Annotated in this window: 24 protein-coding genes; 16 read left to right on the plus strand and 8 right to left on the minus strand. The window is 66.5% G+C overall.

Features of this window, described 5'->3' with window-relative positions; all coding sequences use genetic code 11:
* Window positions 1-16 precede the first annotated feature (16 nt).
* Window positions 17-1,207 (minus strand): class I SAM-dependent RNA methyltransferase, encoded by a 1,191-nt coding sequence (locus tag CEX88_RS00880; RefSeq protein ID WP_238381927.1) that lies wholly within the window; start codon window positions 1,205-1,207, stop codon window positions 17-19.
* 26 nt (window positions 1,208-1,233) lie between these two features.
* Window positions 1,234-3,228, minus strand: a complete 1,995-nt coding sequence (locus tag CEX88_RS00885) for an APC family permease (RefSeq protein ID WP_094292066.1) — start codon at window positions 3,226-3,228, stop codon at window positions 1,234-1,236.
* 85 nt (window positions 3,229-3,313) lie between these two features.
* Here CEX88_RS00885 and CEX88_RS00890 point away from each other — a divergent pair, with 85 nt between their 5' ends.
* Both CEX88_RS00890 and CEX88_RS00895 read left to right on the plus strand, forming a co-directional pair.
* Window positions 3,314-3,985 carry a potassium channel family protein gene (locus tag CEX88_RS00890; protein ID WP_094292067.1) on the plus strand — a complete coding sequence of 224 codons (672 nt, stop codon included), beginning with the start codon at window positions 3,314-3,316 and terminating at the stop codon, window positions 3,983-3,985.
* Window positions 3,982-4,647, plus strand: coding sequence for a potassium channel family protein (locus tag CEX88_RS00895; RefSeq protein ID WP_064395309.1), 666 nt, complete (start codon window positions 3,982-3,984; stop codon window positions 4,645-4,647). Before CEX88_RS00890 ends, CEX88_RS00895 begins: the two co-directional genes overlap by 4 nt.
* A gap of 2 nt (window positions 4,648-4,649) precedes the next feature.
* On the opposite strand, the gene CEX88_RS00900 is transcribed toward CEX88_RS00895, so the two are convergent.
* Entirely contained in the window at window positions 4,650-5,333 is a 684-nt protein-coding gene (locus CEX88_RS00900) for a DUF3159 domain-containing protein (RefSeq protein WP_066841414.1), read from the minus strand.
* Window positions 5,330-5,701, minus strand: coding sequence for an OB-fold nucleic acid binding domain-containing protein (locus CEX88_RS00905; RefSeq protein ID WP_064395307.1), 372 nt, complete (start codon window positions 5,699-5,701; stop codon window positions 5,330-5,332). The genes CEX88_RS00900 and CEX88_RS00905 overlap by 4 nt, the downstream gene beginning before the upstream one ends.
* Before the next feature lie 134 nt (window positions 5,702-5,835).
* On the opposite strand from CEX88_RS00905, the gene CEX88_RS00910 reads away from it, so the two are divergent.
* Complete coding sequence (locus CEX88_RS00910; RefSeq protein WP_094292068.1) at window positions 5,836-6,561, plus strand: serine aminopeptidase domain-containing protein; 726 nt, start codon at window positions 5,836-5,838, stop codon at window positions 6,559-6,561.
* A 57-nt stretch (window positions 6,562-6,618) separates the two neighbouring features.
* On the opposite strand, the gene CEX88_RS00915 is transcribed toward CEX88_RS00910, so the two are convergent.
* Window positions 6,619-7,395: a DUF3710 domain-containing protein gene (locus tag CEX88_RS00915; protein WP_094292069.1), complete on the minus strand. Its 777-nt coding sequence runs from the start codon at window positions 7,393-7,395 to the stop codon at window positions 6,619-6,621.
* A gap of 1 nt (window position 7,396) precedes the next feature.
* Complete coding sequence (dut, locus tag CEX88_RS00920) at window positions 7,397-7,861, minus strand: dUTP diphosphatase (RefSeq protein WP_066841417.1); 465 nt, start codon at window positions 7,859-7,861, stop codon at window positions 7,397-7,399.
* A 25-nt stretch (window positions 7,862-7,886) separates the two neighbouring features.
* Between dut and CEX88_RS00925 the strand changes: the two genes are divergently transcribed.
* Window positions 7,887-8,363, plus strand: coding sequence for a DUF3093 domain-containing protein (locus tag CEX88_RS00925; RefSeq protein WP_064395303.1), 477 nt, complete (start codon window positions 7,887-7,889; stop codon window positions 8,361-8,363).
* A gap of 17 nt (window positions 8,364-8,380) precedes the next feature.
* Here the strand turns inward: CEX88_RS00925 and CEX88_RS00930 are convergent, their stop codons facing one another.
* The gene (locus CEX88_RS00930; protein WP_064350907.1) at window positions 8,381-8,683 is read right to left on the minus strand and encodes a DUF4193 domain-containing protein; all 303 of its coding nucleotides are present in this window, start codon (window positions 8,681-8,683) and stop codon (window positions 8,381-8,383) included.
* 165 nt (window positions 8,684-8,848) lie between these two features.
* Between CEX88_RS00930 and cei the strand changes: the two genes are divergently transcribed.
* On the plus strand, window positions 8,849-9,505 hold the full coding sequence (gene cei, locus CEX88_RS00935; RefSeq protein WP_066841418.1) for an envelope integrity protein Cei: 657 nt from the start codon (window positions 8,849-8,851) through the stop codon (window positions 9,503-9,505).
* Between the two features lie 22 nt (window positions 9,506-9,527).
* On the opposite strand, the gene CEX88_RS00940 is transcribed toward cei, so the two are convergent.
* Window positions 9,528-10,376 carry an inositol monophosphatase family protein gene (locus tag CEX88_RS00940; protein WP_066841419.1) on the minus strand — a complete coding sequence of 283 codons (849 nt, stop codon included), beginning with the start codon at window positions 10,374-10,376 and terminating at the stop codon, window positions 9,528-9,530.
* Window positions 10,377-10,511: 135 nt separating this feature from the next.
* On the opposite strand from CEX88_RS00940, the gene ppgK reads away from it, so the two are divergent.
* The 11 genes from ppgK to CEX88_RS00985 all read left to right on the plus strand — a co-directional run bounded on the left by ppgK (window position 10,512) and on the right by CEX88_RS00985 (window position 17,629).
* Window positions 10,512-11,318 carry a polyphosphate--glucose phosphotransferase gene (ppgK, locus tag CEX88_RS00945; protein WP_066841420.1) on the plus strand — a complete coding sequence of 269 codons (807 nt, stop codon included), beginning with the start codon at window positions 10,512-10,514 and terminating at the stop codon, window positions 11,316-11,318.
* Window positions 11,319-11,490: 172 nt separating this feature from the next.
* Window positions 11,491-12,999, plus strand: a complete 1,509-nt coding sequence (locus CEX88_RS00950) for an RNA polymerase sigma factor (protein ID WP_094292277.1) — start codon at window positions 11,491-11,493, stop codon at window positions 12,997-12,999.
* A 37-nt stretch (window positions 13,000-13,036) separates the two neighbouring features.
* Window positions 13,037-13,999 (plus strand): tyrosine-type recombinase/integrase, encoded by a 963-nt coding sequence (locus CEX88_RS00955; protein ID WP_238381910.1) that lies wholly within the window; start codon window positions 13,037-13,039, stop codon window positions 13,997-13,999.
* Between the two features lie 15 nt (window positions 14,000-14,014).
* Window positions 14,015-14,488, plus strand: coding sequence for a hypothetical protein (locus tag CEX88_RS00960; RefSeq protein ID WP_126315869.1), 474 nt, complete (start codon window positions 14,015-14,017; stop codon window positions 14,486-14,488).
* A 222-nt stretch (window positions 14,489-14,710) separates the two neighbouring features.
* Window positions 14,711-14,896, plus strand: a complete 186-nt coding sequence (locus tag CEX88_RS00965; protein WP_238381911.1) for a hypothetical protein — start codon at window positions 14,711-14,713, stop codon at window positions 14,894-14,896.
* Entirely contained in the window at window positions 14,896-15,180 is a 285-nt protein-coding gene (locus CEX88_RS26570) for a DUF6011 domain-containing protein (protein ID WP_420799164.1), read from the plus strand. The genes CEX88_RS00965 and CEX88_RS26570 overlap by 1 nt, the downstream gene beginning before the upstream one ends.
* Complete coding sequence (locus CEX88_RS00970) at window positions 15,177-15,485, plus strand: DUF2742 domain-containing protein (protein WP_094292279.1); 309 nt, start codon at window positions 15,177-15,179, stop codon at window positions 15,483-15,485. The genes CEX88_RS26570 and CEX88_RS00970 overlap by 4 nt, the downstream gene beginning before the upstream one ends.
* The gene (locus tag CEX88_RS00975; RefSeq protein ID WP_126315870.1) at window positions 15,419-16,885 is read left to right on the plus strand and encodes a DUF3631 domain-containing protein; all 1,467 of its coding nucleotides are present in this window, start codon (window positions 15,419-15,421) and stop codon (window positions 16,883-16,885) included. The genes CEX88_RS00970 and CEX88_RS00975 overlap by 67 nt, the downstream gene beginning before the upstream one ends.
* Window positions 16,882-17,052, plus strand: coding sequence for a hypothetical protein (locus tag CEX88_RS25985; protein WP_202931341.1), 171 nt, complete (start codon window positions 16,882-16,884; stop codon window positions 17,050-17,052). The genes CEX88_RS00975 and CEX88_RS25985 overlap by 4 nt, the downstream gene beginning before the upstream one ends.
* Entirely contained in the window at window positions 17,049-17,417 is a 369-nt protein-coding gene (locus CEX88_RS00980) for a hypothetical protein (protein WP_094292073.1), read from the plus strand. Before CEX88_RS25985 ends, CEX88_RS00980 begins: the two co-directional genes overlap by 4 nt.
* Window positions 17,414-17,629, plus strand: a complete 216-nt coding sequence (locus CEX88_RS00985; RefSeq protein WP_094292074.1) for a hypothetical protein — start codon at window positions 17,414-17,416, stop codon at window positions 17,627-17,629. Before CEX88_RS00980 ends, CEX88_RS00985 begins: the two co-directional genes overlap by 4 nt.
* The last annotated feature ends 1 nt before the right edge of the window (window position 17,630 follow it).

Genomic DNA, 17,630 nt, shown 5'->3' on the forward strand with positions numbered 1-17,630 from the left:
TCCGCCGGATACCCGTTTAGCGGCTCAACACCGCGACGCACTCGACGTGGTGCGTGAGCGGAAACGAATCGAAGACCCGCAACTCCTCGACCGTGTATCCGTGTCCGCGGTAGAGCCCGACATCTCGCGCGAATGACGCTGCCTCACAACCGATATGGATGACACGCGGTACCCCGGCGGCCCCCAGCAGGTCGATCACCTCGCGACCGGCTCCGGTCCGCGGCGGATCGAGCACCGCGACATCGGCCCGCTTCCGCTGGGCGGTGAGGGCGCGGCGCACCGAGTCGGTGACCACCGACACCCATTTCATTTCGCCAAGGGCGGCCCGCGCGGCTCGCGATGCCCCTCGCGAGGTGTCCACCGTGACGACCTTGCCGGTCTCCCCGACCGCTTCGGCGAGCACGGCCGCGAACACCCCTGCCCCGCCGTACAAATCCCACGCGGTCATCCCGGGGCTCAGCTGCGCCCAGCCGGCCACCAATTGGCTGTAGAGCCGCGCCGCGTCGCGATGCGACTGCCAGAAGGCGGTCACAGGCACCCGCCACGTTCGGCCCGCAACCCGCTGGACGGCTTCGTAGTCGCCCTCGATCACCTGCGTGGCGGCCCTGCCCTTGGGCCCGAATTTGGGTCCGGACTGCACGACGTGGCGCGTGCCCTCGTCGTCGATCGCGACGTGCAGATGCGCACCGGGCGGCCAGGTCCGCTCGGCCAGGCCGTCGACCATCCCGCCCGGCAGCTGCGCGCAGTTCAAGTCGGTGATCAGCTCGGCGCTGTGGAACCGGTGGAATCCGGGTTCCCCTGCGGCGGTGGTGTCCAACCGCACCCGAGTCCGCCACCCGGTCGCGCCCACGTCACCGACCGGGTCGGCGGCGACGTCGGCTTCGTCGCGCCAGTGGTACCCGCCCAATCGGGCCAACTGGTTGGCGACGACGGCGCCCTTGAGCCTGCGGACCGCCGCGGGCTCGGCGAACGCCATATCGCAGCAGCCGGCGCCGTCCGCACCCGCGATCGGGCAGATCGATTCGACACGGTCTGGCGACGGTTCGATGACCTCGACGGTGTCGGCGTGCAGATACTTGCCACGATCGGCGACGACCCGAACCCTGACCCGCTCCCCGGGCAGCGCGTAGCGGACGAACACGACGCGGCCGTCGTCGCGCGCCACACAGCTGCCACCGTTGGCGGGCGGCCCAGCGGTCACAGTCAGTTCCGACGGCACAGCCGCGACACCGGTCACTCCAGGAATCCCCTGCGCGCGTCGCCGGGCGCCGACTGCGGCTGAAGCGTCTTGAGCCGCTCCGAGGAACTCAGTTGCCACGGCACCGATGTCACCATCACGTTCGGTTCGAACAGCAGGCGGCCCTTGAGCCGCAGCGCACTCTGGTTGTGCAGCAGCTGTTCCCACCAGTGACCGACGACGTACTCAGGGATGAACACCGTGACGACGGTGCGCGGCGACTCCCTGCTGATCCGCTTGACGTAATCGAGGACCGGTCGGGTGACCTCGCGGTACGGCGAGGCGACGACCTTCAGCGGAACGCTGATATCGCTGTCCTCCCACTTGTCCATCAGAGCCCGAGTCTCGCCTTCGTCGACGCTGACCGTGATGGCTTCCAGCGTGTCCGGGCGGATGGCCCTGGCATAGGCCAGCGCGCGCATCGTGGGCAGATGCAGTTTTGAAACCAGCACGATGGCGTGGTTGCGGCTGGGCAGCACCATGTCACTCGCCGCGGCGGCCTGCTCCTCGAGTTCGCGTGCCACCGTGTCGTAGTGCCGGTGGATCAATTTCATGATCCCGAAGAGAAGCCCCATCGCCAGGATCGCAATCCAGGCTCCGGCAACGAATTTCGTCACCACCACGATCACCAGCACAGTGGCGGTGCAGGCGCAGCCGATCGCGTTGATCACGCGGGAACGCATCATCTTGCGCCGGAACATCGGCTCGGTTTCGGTCCGCAGCAGCCGCGTCCAGTGCCGCACCATGCCGATCTGGCTCAGTGTGAATGCCACGAAGACACCGACGATGTAGAGCTGGATCAGCGCGGTCACCTCGGCGCGGAAAGCCACGACGAACGCGATCGCGGCGAACGCCAGGAACAGGATGCCGTTGGAGAATGCCAACCTGTCTCCGCGCGTGTGCAATTGGCGCGGCAGGTAACGATCCTGCGCCAGGATGTCGCCGAGGACGGGGAACCCGTTGAACGCCGTGTTGGCAGCCAGCAACAGAATCAGCGCCGTGACACCGGCGATCAGGAAGAGCCCGACGCTGAAGTCGTGGAAGACCGCGTCGGCCAACTGCGCGATCAGCGTCTTCTGGTGGTAGTCCGCCGGGGCGCCCACGAGCTGTTCGTGCGGTCGCTCCGCGATCTTCACACCGGTTTCCTTGGCCAACATGATGATGCCCATGAACAGGGTGACCGCGAACAGGCCGAGTAACGCCAGGGTGGTCGCGGCGTTGCGCGACTTGGGCTTGCGGAACGCCGGCACCCCGTTGCTGACCGCCTCCACACCCGTCAGTGCAGCGCTGCCGGATGAGAACGCCCGTGCCACAAGGAAAACCAGCGCGAAACCGACGATCTCCCCGTGCTCGGAATGCATCTCGAAATTCGCCGATTCGGCCTGCAGCGGTTCCCCGAGGGCATAGATCTGGAAGAAGCCCCAGCCGAGCATGAGGAACATCCCGACCATGAACGCGTACGTCGGGATGGCGAAAGCGGTTCCGGACTCTCGGATGCCGCGCAGGTTGATCGCCGCCACCAACAAAATCGCGATCACCGCGAACAGCACCTTGTGATGGTTCACGAACGGCACGGCCGAGCCGATGTTCGACATCGCCGAGGACATCGACACCGCGACGGTGAGCACGTAGTCGACCAGTAGCGCGCTCGCCACGGTCAGGCCGGCAGTGGGTCCGAGGTTGGTGGTCACGACCTCGTAGTCCCCGCCCCCGGACGGGTAGGCATGCACGTTCTGCCGGTAGCTGGCGATGACGATCACCATGACCCCGGCCACCGCCAGCCCGATCCACGGCGTCATCGAGTAGGCGGCCAGGCCGGCGACCGAGAGCACCAGAAAGATCTCTTCGGGCGCGTAGGCCACCGACGACAGGGCGTCTGAGGCGAAGACGGGAAGGGCTATCCGCTTCGGCAGCAGAGTGTGCGAAATCCTGTCGCTGCGAAACGGCCTGCCGAGGACCACCCGCCGCGCGAACCTGGATAGCTTGGACACGAGTGCCAAGACTAAGCCCAGCAGCAATTGCCCGTCGGAAAGCTGTAGCGTTCGACTGCACGGGTTCGACAGGAAGGACCGTGGAGTGCGTGTAGTGGTGATGGGCTGCGGCCGGGTCGGCGCGTTGCTCTCGGACAGCCTCTCCCGGATCGGCCACGACGTCGCGGTCATCGACCGCGACGGCACGGCATTTCACCGGCTCTCACCCGAGTTCAACGGGGAGCGGGTGCTCGGCATGGGCTTCGACCGCGACGTGCTGCTGCGGGCGGGCATCGAAGAAGCCGGCGCGTTCGCCGCGGTGTCCTCGGGTGACAACTCCAACATCATCTCCGCGCGGGTCGCCCGCGAGACCTTCGGCGTCGAGCGTGTGGTCGCCCGGATCTACGACGCCAAGCGCGCCGCGGTCTACGAACGGCTGGGCATCCCGACGGTGGCCACCGTGCCGTGGACGACCGACCGTCTGCTCAACGTGCTGACCCGCGAGACCGAAACCACCAAGTGGCGCGACCCCACCGGCAATGTCGGTGTCACCGAACTGGCGCTGCACGAGGCGTGGGTGGGCCGCCGCATCACCGAGCTCGAGACGGCCACCGGCGGCCGGGTGGCGTTCCTGATCCGGTTCGGTGCCGGATTGCTGCCCGATGCGAAGACCGTCATCCAGGCCAGCGACCAAGTGTTCATGGCCGCGATCGCCGGCCATATCGCCGAGGCTCTGGCCATCGCGGCGCTGCCGCCGAGCGAGGACCTCGAGGGATGAAGGTCGCCATCGCCGGGGCCGGCGCCGTCGGCCGGTCCATCGCCCGTGAGCTGGTCGACACCCACGAAGTGACGCTGCTGGAACGCAATCCCGACCACATCGACGTCGACGCGATACCTTCGGCGCAGTGGCGGCTGGGCGACGCCTGCGAGCTGACCCTGCTCGAATCCGTTCAACTCGAGCAGTTCGACGTGGTGATCGCGGCCACCGGCGACGACAAGGTCAACGTCGTGGTCAGCCTCCTGGCCAAGACCGAGTTCGCCGTGCCGCGGGTGGTCGCCCGCGTCAACGACCCGCGCAACGAGTGGTTGTTCGACGAGAGCTGGGGCGTCGACGTGGCGGTGTCGACGCCGCGGATGCTGGCCTCCCTCGTGGAGGAGGCGGTGGCGGTCGGCGACCTGGTGCGGCTGATGGAGTTCCGCAAGGGGCAGGCCAACCTCGTCGAGATCACGCTGCCCGACGACACTCCGTGGGGCGGCAAGCCGGTCAAGCGCCTCGAACTGCCCCGCGACTGCACGCTGGTGGCGATCCTGCGTGGCCCGCGGGTGATCGTGCCCGAGTCGGACGAACCGCTCGAGGGTGGCGACGAGTTGCTGTTCGTGGCCGTCGCCGAGGCCGAAGACCAGTTGCAGGACCTGCTGCTGCACCCGCAGCTGCGCTGAATTCAGCCTCCGGTCGGGGCGTTGGCTTCGTCGGAGGACTCGCGCGCGTTGATGGCTTTCTGCGCGGTCCGGATCGCCAGATAGGTCACCACCGCCGCGACCGCCGTCAACGGCCAGCCCATCGAGATTCGCGCGACACCCAGCCACCCGGTCTGGTCGGCGTCGTAGAGATGCCGCTGAACGATGAAGCGGGAGGCGAACACCGCCGCCCAGAACAGCGTCGCGACGTCGAACGCCGTCACCGCCCTGCGTACCCCGCGCCAGTCCCGGCCGTGTCCGTTGACCCAGCCCCAGACATAACCCACGACGGGCCGGCGAATCACCACCGACACGGTGAACACCGCCGCCCAGAACAACGACGTCCAAATGCCAAGCAGGAAGTAGCCTTTCGACTCCCCCATCACGTAGGCGATCAATGCGCAGATCCCGACACCGAAGAAGCCGGAGATCGCGGGCTGGGCGGACTCCCGCCGAGCGAGCCGCCACGCGAGGATGATGCCGGCCACGCCGAGCGCGGCGACGATGGCGGGGATGAGCCCGACGGTCTGGGAGATCGGAACGAACGCCACCACCGGCAACGTCGAGTAGATCAGACCGCTGACCCCGCCCATCTGGTCGAGGACGGCGTTGGCCTTCGTCGGCTGATGGGTTTTCGGCTGCCCCGGTTCGGTTCCGGGGTCGCTCACTTCTGGATCTCGTAGTGCGGGTTGTAGATGGCCTTGGCTCCGTTGTCGAGCTTGCCGACGCGACCGTGCACCTTGAGGGTGCGGCCCGACTCGATACCCGGGATGCGGCGCTGACCGAGCCAGACCAGCATCACCGAATCGGTGCCGTCGAACAGCTCGGCCTTCACGCCGCCCGCGCATGCCTTGCCGTTGCATTCGACGCTGCGCAGGGTGCCGATCATCGTCACTTCCTGACCGCGTTCGCAGTCGATCGCTCTTTGGGCGCCGGTCGAGGCGGCTTCGTCGCTGAGCTCTTCGACGTCGAGTTGCTCGGGGTCGTCTGTCAACCGTCGCGTGAGCCGGCGCAGATACCCTTCGGCCGTTGCCATGGCCTCTCCTGACCTATCCGCAGATGCACCTTGGACCTACCCAAGTAATCGCCACGTTAACCCTGTGAGTTACGAGATGCCACGTGGGGTCACCTCGCCACGCCGGGGCTTTTCGACCAAGGCACGATCAGGTCATGACGGTCTTTCTGCGCGGCGTCACGACGGTGCTGCTACCGGGCACCGGATCCGACGACGACTTCGTCTACCGGGCATTTTCCGCCGCCTTGCACGAGCAGGGTGCGACGCTCGTCACACCCGCGCCTCAGCCGCACCGGCTCGTCGCCGGCTACCGGGACGCACTCGACGACGCCGCGCGCAGCGGACCCATCGCCGTTGGCGGCGTGTCGATCGGCGCGGCGGTCGCCACAGCATGGGCGCTGGCGCATCCGGGCCGGACGGTTGCGGTGCTCGCGGCGCTTCCGGCGTGGACCGGCTCCCCGCAGCATGCACCCGCGGCGGCCGCCGCGCGTCACTCCGCCGAACTGCTGCGCCGCGACGGGCTCGCGGCCACCAGCGCGGCGATGCGCGCGTCGAGCCCGCGGTGGCTGGGCGATGAGCTGACCCGGTCGTGGCTCGGGCAATGGCCGGCCCTGCCGGAGGCGATGGAGGAGGCGGCGAACTACGTCGCACCCACCCGCGCCGAATTGGCGCAGTTGGCCGTCCCGCTGGGCGTCGCGGCCGCCAGCGACGATCCCGTGCATCCGATCGAGGTGGCCGCCGAATGGGTGACCGCGGCGCCGCAGGCGGCGCTGCGGACCGTCACGCTCGACGAATTCGGCGCCGACCCGGCGGTGTTGGGAGCCGCGTGCGTGGCCGCCCTGCTGGAGGCCTGCGGCGGGGTCAGGCCTGGCACGCGTTAACCGGTGGATAGCACGCACCTGGTGCGTGGAAGCAACCCCTTAAGGCAATACGGCGATTCAGCCGCCGGTGATTGTCCGCAACTGCTGCATCGCCGACCCTTGTTCGCTGCGGCGCGCGACCGGTGCCTGCTGACCGGGCGGCTGGCCTTGTTGCGCCTGCTGTGCGGCCTGCTGTGCCGCGGCGGCCTCGCGCAGCTGGTTCGCCATCGGCTCCGGCAGCTCGACCGCCAGCGGCGTGCGCACCGGCAACGGAGTCTCTCCGCGACGAACAACGGTGTCGGCCAACGCTTCTCGCGCTTCGGCGGCCAGTGTGTCGATGTCTTCCTGTGGGCCGTTGACGACGCAGCGGATCATCCAGCGGTAACCGTCGACGCCGATGAAGCGCACCACGCCGGGTTGCCCCTGCTGCGCTGCCTGGCCCTGCTGCGCGGCGGCCACGCCGACGACCTCGCGGCCCCACGGCCCGTCCTTGATCGACACCTGGGCGCCGTCCTTGCGCAACGAGTCGGCGAGCTCTCCGGCGATCTCGCGCCACAGGCCGCTGCTCTTGGGAGCGGCGTACGCGGCGACGGTGAACCGGCCGTGTGGAGTGACGACCCATATCGCGCTGGGCACGCCCTGCGGCGTCAGCTCGACCTGGACCTGACCACCCGCGGGCAAGGGGATCAGGACCGAGCCCAGATCCAGCCGGCCGGCGGCGGCCGTCTCGGCGTCGTCGAAGTCCTCGATGTCGAACGGGCCTTCCAGTTCGTCGTCGATCGCGTCGCCCGTCGCCTGCCCGGCGACATCGTCGACGTCACCGATCTCGTTGTCTTTGCGTTTACCGAATGCCATTTCACAAACTCGCATGTCCGCCGGAGGAACCGTGGCCACCTACGCCACGGGTGCTTTCACCAAGACCAGCCTCGTCGAAAGACGTGACCTCGACCAGCTCGGGCAGTTCTACCCGCTGGACCAGCAACTGAGCGATGCGGTCCCCGCGGTTCACGACGATCGGTGCCTGCGGATCGAGGTTGATCAGCGAAACCTTGATCTCGCCGCGGTAGCCGGCGTCGATGGTGCCCGGGCTGTTGACGATCGAAAGCCCCACGCGGGCAGCCAAACCCGAGCGGGGATGCACCAGTCCGACCATCCCGTGCGGGATCGCCACGGCGATACCCGTCGGAACCAGCGCGCGTTCACCGGGCGCCAGTTCGACGTCGAGCGCGCTGAAGAGGTCGACGCCCGCATCGCCGTCATGGGCGCGGCTGGGCATCGGCAGATCAGGATCGAGGCGCACGACCGCCAGAGAAGTGGGCACGACGTCAGAGATTACTCTTGGCCGCGTGTCCGACACGCGCGCCACGACGCAATCCGTTCGCTACCGCGAGCGGCTCTGGGTGCCGTGGTGGTGGTGGCCGCCCGGTCTGGGTCTCGCGGCGCTCATCGCGCTCGAGATCAACATGGGCATTCCCGGCATACCCGAATGGTTGCCGTACGCAGTGCTGTTGCCTGTCGCCGCCGTCGTCTTGTTATGGCTGGGCCGTACGGAGGTGCGGGTCGTCAGCGGGCCCGGCGGCACCGAGCTGTGGGCTGGTCCCGCGCATCTGCCCGCCAACGTGATCACCCGGTCGGCCAAGGTGCCGCGGAGCGCGAAGTCCGCGGCGCTGGGGCGCCAACTGGATCCGGCCGCCTACGTCGTTCATCGGGCATGGGTGGGCCCGATGGTTCTGGTGGTGCTCGACGATCCGGACGATCCGACGCCGTATTGGCTGGTCAGTTGCCGTCAGCCGGAGAGGGTGCTGGCGGCGCTGAACAGTTGAACCGCTCGGCAGCGCTGTCAGGCAGCGCAGTCCGAACAGATCATCATGCCGTTCTTCTCGCTGGCCAGACGGCTGCGGTGGTGGACAAGGAAGCAGCTCGAGCAGGTGAACTCGTCGGCCTGCTTGGGGACCACGCGTACCGACAGCTCTTCGCCGGACAGGTCGGCGCCGGGCAATTCGAAGGACTCGGCGGACTCCGACTCGTCGACGTCGACAACCGCCGACTGGGCCTCGTTACGCCGCGCCTTCAACTCTTCGAGCGAATCTTCCGAGACGTCATCGGTCTCGGTGCGCCGTGGGGCGTCGTAATCGGTAGCCATCGTGTCCCCTCCGAATAAACCTTGTGCAGCAGAGCTTTGTACCAGCGTCGAACGCATCCGCCAAACGATTCGTGCCCGTATGTGTACCCGTTGCACTGTGATTTATGTCACAAGAGGCCTCGTACCATGCGCGGAACGCAGGAACAGGGGCTTTAGAGTGCAAGCGTGGTCGCGCAAATCACAGAGGGAACCGCGTTCGACGAACACGGTCGCCCCTTCCGGCGGCGCAACTTTCTGCCCGCCATCCTGTTGTTCGTCGCCCTCTCGGTGGTGACGTTGATGGTGTGGGTCATCGCCCTGAACCGCCCCGCCGACGTGCCGGAGGCCGCGGTGTGCAATCCGCCGCCAGCGCCCAGTGATCCCAACGCCCCCGCTTCGACGCTGGGTGAGCAGGTGTCGCGCGCCGACATGATCGACGTGAGCCCCGCCCGCCTCGCCGACACAAAGATCAGGGTCCTCAACGCCAGCGGTCAGGGTGGTCAGGCCGCCGAGGTGGCCAGCGCGCTGAAGGACCTCGGCTTCGCCGAACCGACCGCGGCGAACGATCCGATCTACGCGACCGCGCGGCTGGACTGCCAGGGTCAAATCCGGTTCGGCGAAGCCGGACGGGCCGCGGCCGCCGCGGTGTGGCTGGTGGCGCCGTGCACCGAACTTTTTCAGGACGAGCGCGGCGACGACAGCGTCGATCTGGCTCTCGGCACAGAGTTCACGGAGTTGAGCAGCAGCGACGACATCGAGGCGGTGCTGGCGAGCCTGCGCCCCGACGCCACGCAGGCGTCCGACTCGTCGCTGCTGTCGAAGATCCACTCGGGGACCTGCTGAGCCGCGATCGCGCAGCCGCTTTCTACGGTGCGCCCGCGCCGCGCAGGACGTCGTCCAGGGCGGCCGCAACGCCCGGTGCGGCGGCCGTGATGAACCCCGGCCCGCCCGTCGCCCCGCTGCCCTGCGGCAACTGCAGCGTGGCCCCGGCCTCGGCGGCGATCAGCGCTCCGGCCGCCCAATCCCACAGGTGGACGCCGTCCTCGTAGTAGGCGTCCAGTTGACCCGCCGCAACCATGCACAGGTCCAGTGCGCACGATCCGATCCGGCGCACGTCGCGTACTTCGGGGAGGACCCGCGTCAACACCGCGGCCTGCCGGGCCCGCTGTTCGCGGTCGTACGAAAAACCCGTACCCAACAACGACATTGACAGATCGTCGGCGCCGCTGGTGTGCAGCGATGCGGTGCCGTCGGCGTCGCGCAGAGAGGCGCCGTGGCCGAGCGCAGCCGAGTACACCGCGCCGGCGGGCACATTCGCGACCGCACCGGCCACCGATCTGCCGCCGCGCTGCACGGCCACCGACACCGCATAGGCCTCCAGTCCGTAGACGAAGTTGACCGTGCCGTCGATCGGATCGAGCACCCAGGTGAGGTCGTCCCCGTGCGCGGGGGTTCCGCCCTCCTCTTCGCCGAGCACATGCTCACCGGGCCGCAGCTCTGCCAGCCGGTCGCGGATCAGTCGCTCGGCTTCGGTGTCGACGACGGTAACGGGGTCGGTGGGCGAGCTCTTGGTTCGCAGCCCTGAATCGTCTGTCGACGAGCCGGGGGCGCCGAAAACCTCTGCACGGCGCTGCCGTACGAAGGCGGCCGCTTCGGTGGCCAGCTGCTCGGCGACCGAGCGCAGCAGGACGGGATCGGCGTCGTTGTCGGGCATGCACCCATCGCAGCACGTTTCGGTCGTCGTTGTCGCCGACTGTCTCCGACAGGCCCGCGCAGCCACTTTCGAACCACTAAGGTGTGGGGCGCATGACGTGGCTGCGGCACGCCTGCCCGGAGTAGAGGAGCGCTCATGACCGCGACCAATTCACCACCCGTCACCCAGAGCGTCAACGGGAGCCAGCGGCGCGGATTCGGAATCGACGTCGGTGGCAGCGGCGTCAAGGGCGGAATCGTCGACCTGAACACCGGCCAGTTGATCGGCGAGCGATTCAAGCTGGCGACCCCCCAGCCCGCGACTCCCGAGGCGGTCAGCAAGACGGTCGCGGCCGTGGTCCGGGAATTCGGCTGGACCGAGAAGGTCGGCGTCACCTACCCCGGCGTGGTCACCGAGGGGATCGTGCGCACCGCGGCCAACGTCGACAAGGAATGGATCGGCAGCAACGCCAGCGAGTTCTACAGCAACGCGCTCGACGGACAGCCGGTCACGGTTCTCAACGACGCCGACGCCGCCGGGCTGGCCGAGGAGAAGTTCGGCGCGGGCCGAGACAACACCGGCGTGATTGTGCTGCTGACCTTCGGCACCGGAATCGGTTCGGCCGTGATCCACAACGGCGCGCTGCTGCCCAACACCGAGTTCGGTCATCTCGAGGTCGGCGGCAAGGAAGCCGAGCATCGCGCCGCGTCGTCGGTGAAGGAACGCAAGGGCTGGAACTACGAGCGCTGGACCGTCGAGGTGACGAAGGTGCTGGTAGCGGTCGAAAACGCGATCTGGCCGGACCTGTTCATCGCCGGCGGCGGCATCAGCCGCAAGGCCGATAAATGGATTCCGCTGCTCAAGAACCGCACGCCGGTGGTGGCCGCGGCTCTGCAGAACACGGCGGGCATCGTGGGCGCCGCGATGGCTGCTGAGGTGGATGTCACAGCTACCGCCAAGTAGCCACGCCCGGGATTTGCCGCTCGAGGCGGCGTTCTCGCACACTGTCGTTACAATGGTCGACGGCGGCCGCAGCCTGGATAGCGACGATTATCAACCGCCATTATTCGACAGCCGACGCTCATCGATGGGGCTTACCCTGCCCGTGATGAGGTAGCACAAGGAAAGGGTGTACGTGGCAGCGACAAAGGCAAGCCCGGCAACCGATGAGCCGGTGAAGCGCACCGCTACCAAAACCGCCCCCGCCAAGAAGACCGCGGCGAAGTCGGCTAACGGGACGGCGCCGGCCAAGAAGGCCGCCAAGACCCGCGCCACCAAGGCGCCCGCCAAGACCGCCGCCAAGACCGCCGCGAAGGCAAGCACGTCAGGCAAGGCACCGGCCAAGGCTTCGAAGGCCGCCAAGACCGCCGCACCCCGCGGTCGCGCCAAGAAGGCCACCGCCGCCGAGCCCGACAACACCAAGGTCGACGCCGAGGCCGACGACCTCGAGACCGACGACATCGAAGCCGAGCCCGGCGAGGACCTCGCGGTCGAAGACACCGATATCGACCTGGCGGATCTCGAGGTCGACGAGGAACCCGCCGAGGAGAGTGCGGAGGCCGCCGAGGGCGATGCGCCCGCCGCGGAAGCCGACGCCGAGGCCGTCGCGGAGGACGACGAGATCGCCGAGCCGTCGGAGAAGGACAAGGCATCCGGCGACTTCGTCTGGGACGAAGAGGAATCCGAGGCCCTCCGGCAGGCCCGTAAGGACGCCGAACTGACCGCATCGGCCGACTCGGTGCGCGCCTACCTCAAACAGATCGGCAAGGTCGCGCTGCTCAACGCCGAGGAAGAGGTCGAGCTCGCCAAGCGCATCGAGGCCGGGTTGTACGCGACTCAGTTGATGGCCGAACTCGCCGAGAAGGGTGAGAAGCTGCCCGCCGCGCAGCGCCGCGACATGATGTGGATCTGCCGCGACGGCGACCGCGCGAAAAACCATCTGCTGGAAGCGAACCTGCGTCTGGTGGTATCGCTGGCCAAGCGTTACACGGGTCGCGGCATGGCGTTCCTCGACCTCATCCAGGAAGGCAACCTGGGCCTGATCCGCGCCGTCGAGAAGTTCGACTACACCAAGGGCTACAAGTTCTCCACCTATGCCACCTGGTGGATCCGCCAGGCGATCACCCGCGCGATGGCCGACCAGGCCCGCACCATCCGCATCCCCGTGCACATGGTCGAGGTGATCAACAAGCTCGGCCGCATCCAGCGTGAGCTGCTCCAGGACCTGGGCCGCGAGCCCACTCCCGAAGAGCTGGCCAAGGAGATGGACATCACGCCGGAGAAGGTGCTGGAGATCCAGCAGTACGCCCGTGAGCCGATCTCGCTGGACCAGACCATCGGCGACGAGGGCGATTCGCAGCTGGGCGATTTCATCGAGGATTCCGAGGCCGTGGTGGCCGTGGACGCGGTGTCGTTCACGCTGCTGCAGGATCAGCTGCAGTCGGTGCTGGAGACGCTGTCCGAGCGTGAAGCCGGAGTGGTGCGGCTGCGGTTCGGGCTCACCGACGGTCAGCCGCGCACGCTCGACGAGATCGGTCAGGTGTACGGGGTGACGCGCGAGCGCATCCGCCAGATCGAGTCGAAAACCATGTCAAAGTTGCGCCACCCGAGCCGTTCTCAGGTTCTGCGCGACTACCTGGACTGAGCAACACTCCGATATCTTGCTCTGACCAGCGGATTTGTTGGTCAGTTCAGAAATAGTAGACAAGCACAGCGCAGCTAGTCAAGATATCGGCATGGCGCGTCGCAAACCAGCGAGCCTCGACCTCGCTGCCCTACTCCCTTCCTGGGAACTGTCTCTGCGCGCTGAACGCAAGTCAGCACAGACAGTCAAGGTCTACGGCGACGGCGTGCGCGCCTTCCTGCGGTGGTGCGCACAGCAGAACCAGACCCCGGCCCTCGACCGCAATCTGATGAAGGCGTTCGTAGCCGACCTGCTCGACGCCGGGGCCGAACCCGCGACGGCCCGATCCCGCCAACTCGCCATGCGCCGTTTTTCGGCGTGGCTGGCCGAAGAAGGCGAGATAGACGACGATCCCCTTCTCGGCCTGAAGGCGCCAAAGTTGGATGCCAAGGTGACCGAGTCGCTGTCGGAGGCAGAGTTGCGCCGCCTCATTAAGGTCTGCGTCGGAAAAGACTTCCGCGACCGTCGCGACGAGGCCATCGTGCGACTCATGGTCGAGACCGGGATGCGCGCAGGCGAGGTGTGCGGCCTCACCGTCGACGACATTGACCTTGGGCGCGGCTTGGTAACGGTTCGGCGAGGCAAAGGGGGCAAGGGCCGCGTTGCGCCATTCGGCCCTCAGACTGGTGTTGCCATCGACCGCTACCTGCGCGCCCGCCGTAGTCATCTGCTCGCCGAGACCTCCGCGCTGTGGCTCGGCGACCGCGGTAAAGGTCTCGAGTATTACGGCTTACACAAGACGCTTAAGTGGCGGGCAGAGTTGGCTGGGCTCAAGAACTTCCATCCGCATTTGCTGCGGCACACCGCGGCCTCGCGGTGGTTGGCAGCGGGTGGATCGGAAGGCGGACTGATGGCGGTCGCCGGATGGTCGACTCGCGACATGATTGACCGCTACACCAGATCGACGGCGGCCGATCGCGCAGCGGCCGAGGCACGCTCACTCAATCTGGGTGAGTTGTAGATGCTTGAGCGGCGAGTGCGCATCAAACTGGTCGACGAGCATGTCCGGCGCGGGAAACCGACTTTGCATCCGCGCGTTTGCGATTTCATCAAGTACAGCTTTGGCGACGAGGCGGGTTTGTGGGAAACGGAGCCGTGGGGCGTTGCGTTCGCTCCGACGAGCCGCAAGGCAACGGAGTACAGCCTCAGGGTGGTGGACTCATTTGAGAGTTGGGAAGAGATCGAAGCCTACACGCGCAGTCATCCCGCGCCCCCTGGCCTCGACCGTGCTGAGTTGTCACCGTTGAAGCGGCTGCCTGATGGCCGCACAGTTCTGGAAGTGCCGCCGCGCAAACCAAAACTCAGGCTGCGGTGGGAGAAAGTGATGCCCGTCCTCGAAAAGCTCGCGCTGTCAAAGGGCTATGTCGCCCCTGACGGCGCAGTGCTGAAGGATGGCGACGTCGCGACACTCACAATCTCGCAGTTGCGCGCTTTGTACAACGCTTGCTGATATCGTGACTGCACCGCGCAGGCACCGGTAAACCTGTAGCAGCGCAATCCCGCGCCAGCTTCGTTGAGTTGCCCCGATAAGGCGGCTCGCCTCTCATTTGTTGAGGTGGAGAAGTTGGCTATGACTCCAGCTGAAAAATCCTTGCGCGGCCAAATCGCGGCCCACAGTTCATGGGCACGTACCGAAAACCGTTCCGCGCGAACTGAACCCGCTCGTAGAGCAATGCTCGATCAGTTCGAGCGTGAGGTCGACCCCGAAGGTGTCTTGACGCCGACTGAACGCGCCCAGCGCGCCGAGCATGCGCGCAAAGCCCATTTTAAGCGGCTCGCCCTGAAGTCGGCGCAAGCGCGTCGCCGCAAGGCCGTGGTGGGTAGCAAACTGATCGCCGAAACGGGCGGCGATGCCTGATGTCCCAGACACGAAAAAGGCCGGCCCCGCCACAGAACCGGCCCTCTTCAAACGCCACCAGAGGCTATCGGCAGTCTACCGCCGAGCCGATCCTGTACGGCTTCGACAGGCTTGAGTCGCTCACCGCTGATGACCGCGCCGACCTGGCCGTCATCAGTGCGGCCGCTGAGCGCGGTTACCGCATAGCGGTTCAGTGTCGCCGCTGTGGCGCTTGGGTGACGAACCCGAAGTCGGTTCGCAGGTTCCTTGGCCCGGTATGCGCCGCGAAGGCGGTGAACAAATGACCGACCATCCGTATTCGCAACAGGTTTCCTGGTGGTCGGTCCACGAGTTCGTCGACGGGCAACTCAAGATGATCGGCCAGTTCCCGATGATCGGCACACCCGAATGGGTTTCCCTCGACGACCTCGACGCGCGAAAGTGGGCAGCCGTCTATGACGCCGCACAGCACTGGGCGCTCCACCTGGAGATAAATCAAGAGACCCGCGCTGAGGCGTCACGCGACGTGTCGGCGGCCGAGGATTGGCCTGTCGTGGCGCGCGAGATCACCCAGCGCAGTATGGTTTACATTCCGCGGGAGGCGTCGTGACCGAGGACCGTTCAGACGAACTCGCCGAGTGGTACGCCGAAGACAACCCCGACGGCGCCGCCGAGGTCCTCGACGCCGTCGAAGTGTTCATCCGCCGCTTCTGCCTCCTACCCGGTGAACACTGCTACGTCGCGGCAACCCTGTGGTCCGCGCATACACATTTCATTGACCGGCTGGAAACCACGCCCAGATTCGCGTGTTTGTCCCCAGAGCCTGGGTCTGGGAAGACTCGCGTTCTGGAAGTGCTCGACGTGCTTTGCGCGAACCCGCTTATGGCGCTTGACATATCGATGTCAGCGTTCTTTCGGATCGTGGAAGACCGGCAACCCACCATCTTGCTTGACGAGGTCGACGCCATCTTCATCGGCAAGAAGCAGTCTGAGGGCTCCGAAGACATGCGGAGGGTGATCAACAACGGTTACCGCGTCGGCGCGGTCGTTCAACGCGTGGGCGGAAAGAACCGCGATGAAGTGCAGGACTTCCACGTCTTCACCCCGGTCGCAATGGCTGGACTCGGAAACTTGCCCGACACGCTGATGTCGCGGTCGGTCATCATCCGAATGAAGCCGCGCCGCGGCGGCGAATCGCTGGAGCCCTTCCGAGACCGGCTGCACCGCCCGGAAGGAGAAAAGCTCCAGGCGCAAATGGCCGCGTGGGCCGCCAGCGTCACCGACGATCTGCAGTACCCGACCCTCCCTGATGGGGTGCAGGACCGGGACGCCGATGTCTGGGAACCGCTGATTATGGTGGCCGATCTCGCCGGTGGCGAATGGCCGGCGAGGGCACGTGAAGCGTGCTCGGCCTTTATCTCGGAGAAGCCGGAGTCTGCGGTCAGTCTCGGTGTGCGACTGCTGCGCGATCTGAAGAGGATCTGGCCCGCCGACGCAGCGACGATGCCCACCGCGGATGTCCTCAAGAAGTTGGCCGAACTCGATGAGGCCCCGTGGGGGGACCTATATGGCGAAGGTTTGAAACCACGCAAGCTAGCGCAACTCCTCAGCGACTACGACATCAAGTCACAAGATGTTTGGACGCCGCTCGGCTCGCGGAAGGGTTACCGCCGCGAGGACTTCTGGGACCCCTGGTTGCGCTACGTACCTCCAGAAAAGGGCGATGTGCGCGATGTGGGCGATGAAGGCGATGCCGGACTCGCGGACCTCGCGGACCTCGCGGACCCTGAGGGAACCCGAGACACCACATTGTTCAACGCGTTGAACAATCACGGCTCGGTCGACTGGGGCGCATCATCTACGCCCCCGGACGCTGCTCAGGTAGCGCAGTGCTGCGACTGCGGTAGACCAATTCCGAAGCACATGCACGCGTCGCGGGATCGCGGAATCTGTAGTCGCTGCACCGCAGTCGGAAACGCGAAAGCTCGACTCAGCGGCGGTGCACTGTGAAGCGAACAGTGATCCGTGCCCGCCGGACACTGGCCGACGGCCGCCGTCTGTTGCAGGTCGTCTGCCCCTATTGCGATCACCGCCATTGGCTGCCAGACGCGGTCACCGGCTTCTGCAACCGCCGCAACTACACCTTCACCATCCCGACCGGAAAAACAAATTCGTGACCAGCCACGCTGTACAGCAGTGGCCTGGCGTCGTCATCGTGTCTGGACCGGGGCTACGAGCAGCCGCCGACGCGGTACTCATCGCGATCCGCTCCCGGCGTCTGTCCGGATTGCCGCACAGCAAGATTCACGATGACCTCGCCGCAGCATTCCTCGAAGCGTCCGGAACCGGACATGTGGACGTCCCCAACGTGGTGATACCGGCAACATCACCAACCGTGAGTATCGAAGAAGCCGCGCACCGAATGGGCCTGTCCAGCAGGCAGGTACGGCGCCTCGCCCCGCGGCTCGGCGGCCGCATCGTTAGCGGCCGATGGCTTCTCGACGATACCGCGGTCACCGAGCACATCGAAGGTAAGTCGTGAACAGAACCGAAGTGACACGCATCCTCGCAGCACTGACCGACGAGGAGTTCAACAATCTTGTCGCCGAAGCCCGCCCACCCGTCGAGCACGGTGGTCGAGCACGCGGACGCGCCGCCTACGCCAAAGGCGGCCACCAGCGCCTCACCACCATCGACGTCGAACCAGAACCCACCACCGACGACACCGCCGCCATTCAGAAAGGACAACGTTGAC

The organism is Mycobacterium neumannii (assembly GCF_002245615.1).
Classification (GTDB): domain Bacteria; phylum Actinomycetota; class Actinomycetes; order Mycobacteriales; family Mycobacteriaceae; genus Mycobacterium; species Mycobacterium neumannii_A.

Excerpts from the sequence above, each read along its gene's own strand:
- CEX88_RS00895 (WP_064395309.1), top strand. The coding sequence starts at position 3,982 with ATGAAGGTCGCCATCGCCGGGGCCGGCGCCGTCGGCCGGTCCATCGCC.
- CEX88_RS00905 (WP_064395307.1), bottom strand. The coding sequence starts at position 5,701 with ATGGCAACGGCCGAAGGGTATCTGCGCCGGCTCACGCGACGGTTGACA.
- CEX88_RS00910 (WP_094292068.1), top strand. The coding sequence starts at position 5,836 with ATGACGGTCTTTCTGCGCGGCGTCACGACGGTGCTGCTACCGGGCACC.
- CEX88_RS00915 (WP_094292069.1), bottom strand. The coding sequence starts at position 7,395 with ATGGCATTCGGTAAACGCAAAGACAACGAGATCGGTGACGTCGACGAT.
- CEX88_RS00930 (WP_064350907.1), bottom strand. The coding sequence starts at position 8,683 with ATGGCTACCGATTACGACGCCCCACGGCGCACCGAGACCGATGACGTC.
- CEX88_RS00940 (WP_066841419.1), bottom strand. The coding sequence starts at position 10,376 with ATGCCCGACAACGACGCCGATCCCGTCCTGCTGCGCTCGGTCGCCGAG.
- ppgK (WP_066841420.1), top strand. The coding sequence starts at position 10,512 with ATGACCGCGACCAATTCACCACCCGTCACCCAGAGCGTCAACGGGAGC.
- CEX88_RS00965 (WP_238381911.1), top strand. The coding sequence starts at position 14,711 with ATGCTCGATCAGTTCGAGCGTGAGGTCGACCCCGAAGGTGTCTTGACG.
- CEX88_RS26570 (WP_420799164.1), top strand. The coding sequence starts at position 14,896 with ATGTCCCAGACACGAAAAAGGCCGGCCCCGCCACAGAACCGGCCCTCT.
- CEX88_RS00970 (WP_094292279.1), top strand. The coding sequence starts at position 15,177 with ATGACCGACCATCCGTATTCGCAACAGGTTTCCTGGTGGTCGGTCCAC.